A 12,563-nucleotide genomic window follows, 5' to 3' on the forward strand; every position below is an offset into this window, starting at 1 on the left:
GCTGGAAGATCATGACTGATCTGGATGCCGCAGCCGCACGGGCGTTTGCCGATCTGGATGCCGTGTTCGCGCTCGAAGGCGAGCCGATTGCACGCGATCCGCTGTCGGAGGTCATCCGGGTCGAGATCGAAGGCCTGCGCTATTACGTCAAGCGCTACTGGGCTGCCGGCAAGGGGCTGCGGCGCTATCTGGGCCGACCGCGAGTCAAGGCCGAGTGGCAGAACCTCAAGCATTTCGAATGCTGGGGCATTCCCGTTGCGCCGCTCGTGGCCTGGGGGCTGCAGCGTCGCGCAGGGGCATTCGTGCGTGGAGCGCTGATTACCCTGGAAGTCCCCAATACTGTCGACATGGCGGCCATGGCGCAGAAGGCCGATCCACGGCTGGCCGACTGGCGCTGGGTCAGGCGGCTCAGCGAGAAGCTGGCCCATGCCACCCGGACGCTGCATGACCACCGATTCGCTCACAATGACCTGAAATGGCGCAACCTGCTGGTCAACGATGCTGACGAACTCTTTCTCATCGACTGCCCGTCGGGGGATTTCTGGCGGGGACCGCTGTTGCGCCGACGCATCGTCAAGGACCTGGCCTGCCTGGACAAGGTGGCCAAATATCAGCTGTCACGCAGCCAGCGCCTGCGTTTCTACCTGCAATACCAGCGCCGCAAGCATCTGACCGCTGCGGACAGGGCGATGATCGGCCAGGTATTGGCCTATTTCGAGGGCCGCGAATGAGCGACTTTATCGCCGCTGAGGATGTGTCGACCCTGAGCAGACACGGGCTCGACAGTTTCGAGGCGCTGTGGGAGCTTCAACTGGTGGCGGTCGATGCACCCAACGAGGGGCGTGGCGGCTGGAGCAGCGTTTTCCGCCTGCAGCTGGATGAGACGGCCTACTACCTGAAGCGGCAGAGCAACTACTTTATCCGCTCGCTGACGCGGCCTCTTGGCGAGCCGACGCTTACCCGTGAGTTTCGCAATATCCGCCACTACCAGAGCAAGGGGATTCCCGCCTTGCAGGCGGCTTTTCATGGCGAGCGCGTGGTGGCCGGCGAGCGCCGCGCGATTCTGCTGACCCACGCTCTGGATGGCTGGACCGACCTGGAGGCGCTGCTCGCGCGTTGGCAGCAACTGGCGGTCGCTGAGCGCCGCGATATCCTGAACGCCTGCGGGCACCTTGCTGCGCAAATGCATGGCGCGGGCCTGAAGCATGGTTGCTTCTACCCCAAACACATCTTTCTGCGCACCGCCGAGGACGGCTACGAAGCCTGTCTGATCGATCTGGAGAAGACCCGGCCAATGCTGTTCGACAGGGCGGGGCGCTTGCGCGATATGGAGGCACTGATGCGCCGCGCCGCGCCGTGGAGCGATGAGGAAAGGCGCATGCTGCTGGCTCGCTACCTCGGGCTGCAGGGCGATGATTCGCAGCTCGATGCCTGGCTGGATCGTCTGCGGGCGCGTCGGCAAAAGAAGGAGGCGCGGATATGAAACTGTCCGAACTGGCGCACGCAGGGCGCGCTCCACAGCTGCCGCTCAGCGTGGATATGGCCGCCGGTCAGCTGCAACTGCTCGAATGGCTTCGCGTGCTTCCGGGGCAGCGCTACGTTGCCCGGGCCGAATGGCAGGGGCGTACTGTGTTCGCCAAGCTGATGGTCGGTTCCAGAGCGGAGCGGCATTTCCAGCGTGAGCGTGAGGGGGCCGTGCTGCTCCGTGCGCAGCAGATGGCGACACCGGAACTGTTGGCCGAGGGCTACGAGCCGGAGCAGGGCGGTTGGTTGCTGTTCGACTTCCTCGAAGGCGCCGAAAGCCTTGGCGCGGCCTGGCAGATGGTCGAGCGCGAGCCGCCGCTTTCCGATGCCCAGCAGGAAGTGCTCGGCGAGGCGCTGGGCGCGATTGCCCGACTGCACGCCAGAGGCCTCTGGCAGAGCGATCTGCATCTGGACAATCTTCTGCGCCATGATGGCCAGTTGTACCTGATCGATGGCGGCGGGGTGCGGGCCCAGGCGCCCGGCCAGCCGCTGGCGCGCGAGCAGGTGCTGGAGAGTCTCGGCCTTTTCTTCGGTCAGCTGCCGGCCACGCTGGAGCCCTTCATCGAAGAACTGCTGGTGCATTATCTGCTGGTCAACGGCGAACACGCCTTGCCCATGGAGACCCTGAGCCGGGAAGTGACCAAGGTGCGACGCTGGCGCCTGCGTGATTACCTCGACAAGACGGGCCGCGATTGCACCCTGTTCAGCGTTCGGCGCGGTGCCAGCGGTTTGCTGGCGATGCGCCGTGAAGAAGAAGCCAGGCTGCAATCGCTGCTCGCCGATCTCGATCATGGCATGGCTGGCGGGCACTTTCTCAAAAAAGGCGGCAGTGCGACCGTCGCTCTGGTCGAAGTGGATGGCCGGCCCTTGGTCATCAAGCGCTACAACATCAAGGGGCTGGGGCACTGGCTGCAGCGTTGCTGGCGCCCGACGCGTGCCTGGCACAGCTGGGTGGAAGGCAATCGGCTGGATTTTCTCGGTATCGCCACGCCCAGACCTTTGGCCGTGCTCGAGCATCGCTGGCTGGGCTTGCGCGGACGCAGCTATCTGATTACCGAATATGCGGGGGGGCAGGATATAATCGCGCGTTTTCAGCCGTATCTTGCCGAGTCGCCGCCCGAGTCCGAGCTGACGGCGCTGCGGCAGCTGTTCGAGTCGTTGCTGCGTGAACGTATCAGCCACGGCGATATGAAAGGCACCAACCTGCTCTGGCAGGACGGGCGCTGGCTGCTCATCGATCTCGATGGCCTGCGCCATCACCACAGCGACGGGGCGTTCCTGCAGGCGTTTGCCAAAGATCGTGCGCGTTTCCTGCGCAACTGGCCGGCTGACTCGGCGCTTTATCGGCTGTTGGACGAACGATTACCGAAGGACAGCTTGAAGCCCGAAGCTTGAAGCTGGAAGAGAGAAGCCCCGTAGGGCTATGAACCAGACATCGCTGTTGTTGCTTCAGGCTTCTAGCTTCGAGCTTCCAGCTGCTTTCAAGAGGCTTTTTCCGTGTCATTGACGATTCTCGGCCTTTCCGGCGCCCTCAGTCATGATCCTTCCGCCGCGCTGTACATCGACGGCAAACTGATCGCCGCCGTCGAAGAAGAGCGCTTCGTGCGCGACAAGCATGCCAAGAACCGCATGCCCTACGAGTCGGCCAAGTTCTGCCTGGAACAGGCCGGGATCAAGCCGTCGGACGTCGATGTGGTGGCGATTCCCTTCGCGCCCATCAGCATCTTCGAGAAGGCCCGCTGGCACTACGCCAAACGCTACTGGTACGCGCCGGACCGTGCGCTCGACGCCATCCTCATGGGCAACCGCCGCTACCACCGCTACAAGAAGCGCATCCAGTGGTGCCTGCAGCAGCTCGGCTTCGATCTGAAGAAGGTCAAGCTGCAGCCGGTCGAGCATCACCTGGCCCACGCCTCCAGCGCCTATCACTGCTCCGGCTTCACCGAAAAGACCGCCATCCTCGGTATCGACGGCAAGGGCGAGTACGCCACCACCTTCTTCGGCTGGGGCGAGAACGGCAAGATCCACAAGATCAAGGAATTCTACGATCCGGATTCACTGGGCGGTCTCTATGGCGCGATCACCGAATACCTCGGCTTCGAGATGCTCGACGGCGAGTTCAAGGTCATGGGCATGGCGCCTTACGGCGATGCGGCCAAATACGACTTCTCGCGCCTGGCCACGTTCGAGAACGGCGAGCTGATCATCAACACCGATTACGCCAACGTCATCGGTTTCCGCCGCTACAAGGAAAAGGGCAAGGGCTACTACTTCTCGCCCAAGCTGATCGACTGGCTCGGTCCCAAGCGCGAAGGCGACATCGCCGACGATCCTTACATCCACTATGCCGCCAGCATGCAGGCGCTGTTCGAGAAGCTGGCGCTGGAGATGATGGACTACTACCTGGGCGACATCATCAAACAGACCGGCAAGATCGCCTTCGCCGGCGGCTGTGCGCTGAACGTCAAGCTCAACCAGAAGATCATCGCCCGTCCCGAGGTCAAGGAGCTGTTCGTCCAGCCTGCCTCCGGTGATGCCGGTACTGCGGTCGGCGCCGCCGCCTACGTCTCGCACCAGCGCGGCGTCCCGGTAGAGAAGATGGAGCACGTCTACCTCGGCCCGTCCTATAGCAACGAGGACGTCATCGCCGCCTGCGCGCGCCATCCGAGCGCGCCTGCGTGGCAGAAAATCGATGATGTCGAACAGCGCATCGCCAGAATCATGGTCGATGGCAACCCGGTCGCCTGGTTCCAGGGCCGAATGGAGTTTGGCCCACGCGCCCTCGGCGGTCGCTCCATCATCGGCTGCCCGAGCATTCCGGGCGTGGCCGACCGCATCAACGAACAGATCAAGTTCCGCGAGCGCTGGCGCCCGTTCTGCCCGTCGATGCTCGATAGCGTGGCCGAGCAGATGCTCAAGGTCGATCATCCCAGCCCCTTCATGACCTTCACCTTCGAGGTCAACGACGAGTGGAAGGAGCGCGTCAGTGAAGTCGTCCACGAAGACGGCACCTCTCGCGCCCAGGTGCTCAAGCGCGAATACAACCCGCGCTGGTACGACCTGATGCTGGAACTGGAAAAGCTCACCGGCAACGGCGTCTCGCTCAATACCTCACTCAACCGTCGCGGCGAACCGATGATCTGCTCGCCGACCGATGCGTTGAACATGTTCTACGGGTCGGATCTGCAGTATCTGATCATGGAAGACATACTGGTGGTCAAGGAAGGCAAGGGCTGGTATGACGACGTCTGAGCAATGGGTGCTTCAGCTCTGTCATGGTTATGACGGCCCGTTTCTCGATTGTGCGCGGCAGTACGCCGCGCTTTTTGTCGGAGCCCCCTATAAGGTCTGCACGGTATTCCTGACGGGAGCGCCGGATGAGCGAGTGGTGGCTGCTTGCGCCTCAGACGAAGTGCTGTTTCTCGGCTACAGCTCGAAGGAAGTGGGTGGCCTCAAGCTGGGTGCTATACGCCGCCTGCGCAAGATCATTCGCGGACGGGATTTCCGCCTGTGCATCGCTCACCGCTTCAAGCCAACCTATATCGCCTGCCTGGCGACCCGGCTGCCAGTTATCGGCATAAGTCATGCTTTCGGTGTGTATCAGCGCTTTTCGAGACGGGTGCTCGCCCACCTGTTCAGCAAGCGCTTGCTGTTGCTCGGGGTCTCGAATGCCGTGCGTGACGATATCCGCGCTTGTCTACCGGGTTGGCCGGCGGAGCGGATCGAAACCTTATACAACAGAATCGATATCGAGGCCGTGAAGGCCGAACAGCTTCCGCGTGAGGAAGCCCGAATAGCCCTTGGCCTTTCATTGGACGCCTGGGTTGTCGGTAATGTCGGGCGTTTGCATCCAGACAAGGATCAGGCGACCCTGATTCGCGCTTTTGCCCAGGCTCTGCCGCAACTGCCAAAGGGCAGTCTGCTGGTGATCATGGGGGCTGGGCGGCTGGAAGCGACCTTGAAATCGTTAGCGGCCAGTCTGGACGTCGCTGGGCATGTGCTTTTTCTCGGCCAGGTGGCAAATGGACGTCGTTACTTCAAGGCATTCGATGTGTTTGCCCTGACGTCCGATCATGAGCCTTTTGGAATGGTGCTGCTGGAAGCGATGGCGGCAGGGGTGCCGGTTATCAGCAGTGACTGTGGCGGGGCGCCGGAGGTGGTCGGAGCTTGTGGGATGCTGTTCACGCTGGGTGATGACGGTCAGCTGGCTGGATGCCTGCAGCAGATGGCAGGACTGGCGGGGGATGAGTTGGAAGCACAACGGTCGAAGGTGCAGTCCAGACTGGTGCAGATGTTCTCCGATGCTGTTGTTCGTGACCAGTTCTGGGATAGGCAATGGTTGGCTAACAGGGTGAAGCCATGAGTGCAAATATAGCCAGTAGCCAACCTTGCGATGCAGCGCCCAATCCTGATGATGTTTTTGCCGGTCTCAAGGTGGCGGTTGTTCCATTTCCGGCCCTGGGTGATATCACCATCTATCTTCGCCTGTGCTGGCTGTTTTGCCGCTCTGGTGCCCATGTAACGTTCTACAGTAATGCGTTCTATTCTGCCCGGGAGTATTTTCCCTGGTTGACGATCGTCCCTGAACATGACGATGAACTGGATGAATTGGCAGGCCGTTTTGAACTGGTGATCGCCTGTTTTGAAAAATATTATTTCAGGAAGAAATGGTCGCCACTTTATGCCGCGCTGAATAATGTCGCCTTTGTCACCGCCAAGAAAATATCCCGTGATTCGGGGCTGGATGGCCGCGGTGTGGTTATCAGGGGCAAGGATTTCTTTGGTGCAAGCAGAGCGTTCTGTCTCGACTCGGATGCGGGTAAAAGCATGGTTGAATGGGTTGATGGCTATGCTAAAGAAGTATTTGCCATCGAAACCCATCCAATGCCCGGTTTGCCTGGACTGCAGCTTGATAATGACGCGGGGTTGGTGCTGATTTTTCCGACCACACCTCAGCCGAAAAAGAATTATTGGATGGCTGGCTTTCGATGGCTGGCTAATGCGTTGCAGAAGAAAGGCTGGCGTGTTGAGTTTGTCTGCATGCCTGATGAGCGTGAAGAAGTGCTTAAGGCCGTGCCTGGTTTTCAGGTTAGAAGCTTTCCCGATATCAAGGGGCTGATCGATCATGTTGCTTTGGCATCAATCGTTATCAGCAATGATTCGGGTGGTGGTCATTTGGCATCTTTGATGGGATTGGCCACTTTTACCATCACACGTCGCCATCGCTATTTTGCCTGGCGCCCCGGCTTCAACCAGCTCAATACGGTTGTGTACCCCTGGTTTCGCTTTAAGTGGTTAGGCGATTATATTTGGCGTCCCTTCGTGCCGGTCCGGCTTATTGCCAGGAAAATAGGTAGTCCTGATAGAGGTGTTTAGCCGAATGGCTTCTTATGTTCGATGCAGAATGAATAGAAGAAGCCTGTGATAATGGCGATCAGGTAGGTTCCGCTGGAATAAATGACGTAAGACTCAAAAATATTCACCACCAGCCAGAATATGAAGAAGACCCAGGAAAAAAGAAATACATCCAATGGCATGGAGTGGTGTTGGTAACTTTTAATGCAGGCGCGCCCGATCAGTATCATTAACCCGGCGATGAATGCGGCTCCAATCAGACCTATTTCAAGCAATACCTGTAAGTATGAGTTGTGCAGGTGGTTGTAGTTTTTCTTGAATGCATCGCTGAAAAGGTCGGATTGGCGTATCAGGGGTCTAGAAGCACGTCCGCCCCAGCCCATGAAAGGTTTTTCCATGATCCAGTCCGCCGCTGCTGACCAGGATGCCACTCGAACTCCGGTACTCGTTAGCTCCTGATCCTCATGGGACGCGGCTAAACGCAAGCTTTCCCATGTGACTTTCTCTGCCGACAGTCGCTCGCTAACCAGGCCAGGGATATTGAGCCCTGCGGCCAGCAGGCCGAGGAGAAAGATGCCGGCGATACCGCTCGATAAGAACTTTCGTGGCGACAGTCGCAGCTTCCCACGGAGGCTGTAAGCAAAAAGCAGAATGCCAGGGAAGAACAGCAGGGTAATGCTCAGGCCCAGCCAGACGGCCCGTGTTTGTGAAACGAATACTCCCCATAGGGAAAACGACAACATGGCCAGCCAGAGCAACGCGCCACCCGAGGCGAGGAGAGGCGGTGAGCCTTTGATCCAGGCGAAAAAGCGAGGTGTAAAAAGACTTAAGGCCAAGGCGCAAGTGGCAAATACAATGCCAGTATGCTGTGCATTGTGAATGCCGAAGTCGGCCCGTTGGCCATCCCATGCGAGAACCCATTCGGTTTTATCGAAACTGATGGCCAGGTAAATCAGCAGGCCGCCGAAGGCCACGGCGAGGAGATTCCAGGCGGTCAGCAGGCGGCTGCGGGAGATCGCATAGGCGATGGCGATAAAGTAGAGCACCCTAAGAAAGCGGCGGTCGCTGGTGGTATGAGGGAAATGGTCGGGAAGGGTCAGTCTGTGCCAGATAATGGAGATGAATAAATAAAGAAAAAACAGCATGCCCAATCGGATCGTCGGGTCTTTTCTCAAATCGCCATTGGCTGGTAACAGAATGGCAGGGACGAATAATAAAATCAGCGCAATGCAGGCAATATCAAAAAGCCGTGGCACAGGCAGCCAGAAAAACGCAAAGACGAGGCTGCTGGCCGACAAGGCTTCATAAAAGGTTTTGGTTTTATTCATTGGTTATAAACGTTTCACAAGGCAGCCTGAGTATCAGCGGAAAACAGTGAGCGTAGCTCAGGGGTTGTGAGTGCCCAGTCGCTTTCGTAGCGCAGTAGGTGCTGGTAGTTTCTGTTGCGCATCCTGCGTGACAATGGGCGACCGAGGCAGCGCATGTCCGATATGTCGATCAGGCCCAGCCTGTTATCGGGTGTCAGTACGATGTTACCCATATGCAGCGAGCGAAAATAAACGCCCAGATTGTGCAGTTTGGTAATGAATTCAGCCAGGCGGATGTACAGTTTGCGCTGATCCAGTGTGCTGTCTTTCTGCAGCAAGTTGCGCAACGTTTCTCCTGCCAGGGGCTGGTAATGCACTACCGAGCGATATGGCGAACTCATCCGGTATAGTTGGATGACTTTTGGGCAAGGGATGCCAAGGAGCTGTAAGGCAGCAGCGTTTTTGGCAAAACGCTTGGCCGGTGGATAAAGCGCGGTCTTGGAAAACCAGCTTTTGCGTCGAAAAAGTTTGAGAAAGGTACCATCGGCCAGACGCAGGACTTTTTCACCATGTCCGTCCCTTTCCAGTACCTGTGCATCGTTACACCAAGCGGCGTAGTCTTCCCTGCTGAGTGTTTGCATCGGCACATTCCTGAAGCAAAGGCGTAGTTTAGCGTAACTGCGCAGGCACTTCATGTGCTGTCATCATGCCTGTCTGCATACAGGTGTGCTGTGTTAGAGTTTCGACCTGATTCCATTTCGTGAAAACTTATGTCGGATTCTCGGGAAGAGAGCTTTGCTCGCTCAAGTGTACGTATCTATCTGCGCCTGCTCGGCTATGTAAAGCCCTATTGGGGGCTGTTCGCAATCAGCCTTTTCGGATTTCTGCTTTTTGCTTCTACCCAGCCGATGCTGGGTTACATCCTCAAGTTCTTCGTCGATGGGTTGAACAACCCGGACGCCAGCTTTTTTGCTCAGGTTCCCCATCTGCAGGATCTGCCGTGGCTTGCCGAGCTGAAGCTGCTGCAGGCCGTGCCGCTGCTGATCGTGCTCATCGCACTGCTGCAGGGGATCGGGTCCTTTCTCGGCAACTATTTCCTGGCTCGTGTCTCCCTTGGCCTGGTGCACGACCTGCGTGTGGCTCTGTTCAACAACATGCTGACGCTGCCCAATCGCTACTTCGACAGCCACAACTCCGGTCACCTGATTTCGCGCATCACCTACAACGTGACCATGGTCACCGGTGCGGCGACGGATGCGATCAAGGTGGTGGTACGTGAAGGCATGACGGTGATTTTCCTGTTCGCCACATTGCTGTGGATGAACTGGAAACTGACGCTGGTGATGGTGGCGATCCTGCCGGTCATTGGCGTGATGGTGTCCAGTGCCAGCAAGAAATTCCGCAAGCAGAGCAAGAAGATCCAGGTCGCGATGGGCGACGTCACCCATGTGGCATCCGAGACCATCCAGGGTTATCGCGTGGTACGCAGCTTTGGTGGCGAATCCTACGAGCAGCATCGCTTCTTCGGCGCCAGCACCGATAACACCGCCAAGCAGCTGCGCATGGTCAAGACCAATGCGGTCTATACGCCATCCCTGCAACTGGTGATTTACAGCGCGATGGCGCTGCTGATGTTTCTGGTCCTGCTGTTGCGAGGGGATGCGTCGGCAGGTGATCTGGTGGCGTATATCACGCTGGCGGGACTGTTGCCCAAGCCCATCCGCCAGCTTTCGGAAGTCAGCTCGACTATTCAGAAAGGTGTGGCAGGCGCTGAAAGCATCTTCGAGCAGCTGGACGAAAGCCCTGAGCTGGATGCCGGTACGGTTGAGCGCGACAAGGTCAGTGGGCGACTGGATGTGCGTGATCTTGGTTTCGTCTACCCCGGCACTGACAAGCAGGTGTTGCAAAACATCAGCTTCAGCGTCGAGCCGGGACAGATGGTGGCGCTGGTCGGGCGCTCCGGCAGCGGCAAATCGACCCTGGCGAACCTTATCCCACGCTTCTATCACCATGCTCAGGGGCAGATTCTGCTGGATGGCGTCGAGGTCGCGGATTACAAGCTGCGCAATCTGCGCCGACATATCGCCCTGGTGACCCAGCAGGTTACGCTGTTCAACGACACGGTCGCCAACAATATTGCCTATGGCGATCTGGCCGGCGCGCCACTGGAAGATATCCAGCGTGCGGCCCGCGATGCTTACGCCGACGAATTCATCGAGCAGATGCCCGAGGGTTATCAGACCCAGGTTGGCGAGAATGGCGTGCTGCTGTCAGGCGGCCAGCGTCAGCGCCTGGCCATCGCCCGCGCACTGCTGAAGAACGCGCCGGTGCTGATTCTGGATGAAGCGACTTCGGCACTGGATACCGAGTCCGAGCGGCATATTCAGGGCGCGCTGGATCATGTGATGACAGGCCGCACGACACTGGTGATCGCCCATCGCCTGAGCACCATCGAGAAGGCCGATCTGATTCTGGTGATGGAGCAGGGGCGCATCGTTGAGCGTGGTACGCACGCTGAACTGCTCGCGGTCAATGGTGCCTACGCGCGGTTGCACGCGACGCAGTTCAAGGATGAGGGCGAGGCGTAATCTGAGCCGCATGAGGTGGGCTTGCAGCGAATCGGTGGTGCGGCGCGCTGAGGTGCTCGTATTCATCACCGGATAGACTGCTGGAAGAATCGCCGCCTCCATGCTGGTATGCTTTGCAGCGTTTTTTCTTCCGTCCCGGAGCCCCCATGAAGCTGTCCATGCCCCGTTTTGACCAAGCCCCCGTTCTGGTAGTGGGCGATGTCATGCTCGACCGTTACTGGCATGGTGGCACGTCGCGGATTTCGCCCGAGGCGCCGGTGCCGGTGGTCAAGGTCGAGCAGATCGAGGATCGCCCCGGTGGCGCGGCCAACGTGGCGCTGAATATCGCGGCGCTGGGCGCTCCGGCGGCACTGGTGGGAGTCACCGGTGAAGATGAGGCTTGCCAGAGCCTGACCGACAGTCTGGCCGCAGCCGGTGTGCAGGCGCACTTTCAGCGCATCGAACATCAGCCGACCATCGTCAAGCTGCGGGTCATGAGCCGCCACCAGCAACTGTTGCGCATGGATTTCGAGGAAGCCTTCGAGACCGATGCCCAGGCGTTGCTCAAGGATGTCGAAAGCCTGCTGGCCGGCGTCAAGGCGCTGGTGCTGTCGGATTACGGCAAGGGGGCGTTGAAGAATCACCAGGCGCTGATCCAGGCTGCCCGCCGTCGCGGTATTCCGGTACTGGCCGACCCCAAGGGTAAGGATTTTGAAATCTATCGCGGTGCCTCGCTGATCACGCCGAACCTGGGCGAGTTCGAGGCCATCGTCGGGCACTGTGCTGACGAGGCCGAGCTGGTGGCCAAGGGCGCCGAGCTGATGCGCAGCCTTGAGCTGGATGCATTGCTGGTGACCCGTGGTGAGCACGGCATGACCCTGCTGCGCCCTGACCAGGCGGCACTGCACCTGCCGGCGCGGGCGCGCGAAGTTTTCGACGTGACCGGCGCCGGTGACACCGTCATCTCCACCCTGGCCGCCGCGCTGGCTGCCGGCGCCGAGCTGCCGCAGGCGGTGGCGCTGGCCAATCTGGCCGCCAGCATCGTGGTCGCCAAGCTGGGTACTGCCTGTGTCAGCGCCCCCGAATTGCGCCGCGCCATACAGCGTGAGGAAGGCTCGGGACGCGGCACCATGACGGTCGAGCAGTTGCTGACCGTGGTCGAGGATGCTCGCACCCAGGGCGAGAAGATCGTCTTCACCAACGGTTGTTTCGACATCCTGCATGCCGGCCATGTCACCTATCTGGAACAGGCCCGCGCCCAGGGCGACCGGTTGATCGTCGCGGTCAATGACGACGCCTCGGTCAGCCGCCTGAAAGGCCCGGGGCGCCCGATCAATACCGTGGATCGACGCATGGCCGTACTGGCCGGGCTGGAAGCGGTGGACTGGGTGGTGTGCTTTGCCGAGGATACACCGGAGAACCTGCTGGTCCAGGTGCGCCCCGATGTGCTGGTCAAGGGCGGCGATTATGGCGTCGATCAGGTGGTCGGTGCCGAGCTGGTCAAGGCCTGGGGCGGCGAAGTGCGGGTGCTGGGGCTGGTGGAGAACAGCTCGACCACGGCCATCGTCGAGAAGATTCGCAAGGCGTAATCACATACAACCCCTGTGGTATTTAAACGGTGCCAGCGACGGAAGCGCCTGCGGCGATTCCATCCTACAAAAGCATGGATCCCGTAGCCTGGATTAGGGCCTGTTAACGCTACTGGCTTGACGGCGAGTAATGCGGGATACTTCGCGCATGATGATCACACCCGAACAATTCTCCGCCATTGAACATTGCTTCCCGCGCCAGCGCGGCAATGTCAGCTTGT

At 59.3% G+C, this 12,563-nt stretch carries 10 protein-coding genes; 8 read left to right on the plus strand and 2 right to left on the minus strand.

Going from position 1 to position 12,563, the window contains the following annotated elements:
• The first annotated feature begins 11 nt into the window (after positions 1-11).
• The 6 genes from G7020_RS08740 to G7020_RS08765 all read left to right on the plus strand — a co-directional run bounded on the left by G7020_RS08740 (position 12) and on the right by G7020_RS08765 (position 6,900).
• Entirely contained in the window at positions 12-731 is a 720-nt protein-coding gene (locus G7020_RS08740) for a lipopolysaccharide kinase InaA family protein (protein WP_181083790.1), read from the plus strand.
• On the plus strand, positions 728-1,483 hold the full coding sequence (locus G7020_RS08745) for a lipopolysaccharide kinase InaA family protein (protein ID WP_181083792.1): 756 nt from the start codon (positions 728-730) through the stop codon (positions 1,481-1,483). The genes G7020_RS08740 and G7020_RS08745 overlap by 4 nt, the downstream gene beginning before the upstream one ends.
• Positions 1,480-2,919 (plus strand): lipopolysaccharide kinase InaA family protein, encoded by a 1,440-nt coding sequence (locus G7020_RS08750; protein ID WP_181083794.1) that lies wholly within the window; start codon positions 1,480-1,482, stop codon positions 2,917-2,919. The genes G7020_RS08745 and G7020_RS08750 overlap by 4 nt, the downstream gene beginning before the upstream one ends.
• 102 nt (positions 2,920-3,021) lie before the next feature.
• Positions 3,022-4,776 carry a carbamoyltransferase C-terminal domain-containing protein gene (locus G7020_RS08755; RefSeq protein WP_181083796.1) on the plus strand — a complete coding sequence of 585 codons (1,755 nt, stop codon included), beginning with the start codon at positions 3,022-3,024 and terminating at the stop codon, positions 4,774-4,776.
• Positions 4,763-5,887 carry a glycosyltransferase gene (locus G7020_RS08760; RefSeq protein ID WP_181083797.1) on the plus strand — a complete coding sequence of 375 codons (1,125 nt, stop codon included), beginning with the start codon at positions 4,763-4,765 and terminating at the stop codon, positions 5,885-5,887. Before G7020_RS08755 ends, G7020_RS08760 begins: the two co-directional genes overlap by 14 nt.
• Entirely contained in the window at positions 5,884-6,900 is a 1,017-nt protein-coding gene (locus G7020_RS08765; RefSeq protein ID WP_181083799.1) for a glycosyltransferase family 9 protein, read from the plus strand. Before G7020_RS08760 ends, G7020_RS08765 begins: the two co-directional genes overlap by 4 nt.
• Here G7020_RS08765 and G7020_RS08770 read toward each other — a convergent pair.
• Both G7020_RS08770 and G7020_RS08775 read right to left on the minus strand, forming a co-directional pair.
• The gene (locus tag G7020_RS08770) at positions 6,897-8,207 is read right to left on the minus strand and encodes an O-antigen ligase family protein (protein WP_181083801.1); all 1,311 of its coding nucleotides are present in this window, start codon (positions 8,205-8,207) and stop codon (positions 6,897-6,899) included. The genes G7020_RS08765 and G7020_RS08770 overlap by 4 nt on opposite strands.
• 14 nt (positions 8,208-8,221) lie before the next feature.
• Complete coding sequence (locus tag G7020_RS08775) at positions 8,222-8,827, minus strand: lipopolysaccharide kinase InaA family protein (protein ID WP_181083803.1); 606 nt, start codon at positions 8,825-8,827, stop codon at positions 8,222-8,224.
• A 129-nt stretch (positions 8,828-8,956) separates the two neighbouring features.
• On the opposite strand from G7020_RS08775, the gene msbA reads away from it, so the two are divergent.
• A complete protein-coding gene (gene msbA, locus G7020_RS08780) occupies positions 8,957-10,774 on the plus strand; it encodes a lipid A export permease/ATP-binding protein MsbA (RefSeq protein ID WP_181083805.1) in 1,818 nt (605 codons plus the stop codon).
• A gap of 146 nt (positions 10,775-10,920) precedes the next feature.
• Entirely contained in the window at positions 10,921-12,342 is a 1,422-nt protein-coding gene (hldE, locus tag G7020_RS08785) for a bifunctional D-glycero-beta-D-manno-heptose-7-phosphate kinase/D-glycero-beta-D-manno-heptose 1-phosphate adenylyltransferase HldE (RefSeq protein ID WP_181083807.1), read from the plus strand.
• The last annotated feature ends 221 nt before the right edge of the window (positions 12,343-12,563 follow it).

It is taken from the genome of Stutzerimonas stutzeri (assembly GCF_013522825.1).
Classification (GTDB): domain Bacteria; phylum Pseudomonadota; class Gammaproteobacteria; order Pseudomonadales; family Pseudomonadaceae; genus Stutzerimonas; species Stutzerimonas stutzeri_AK.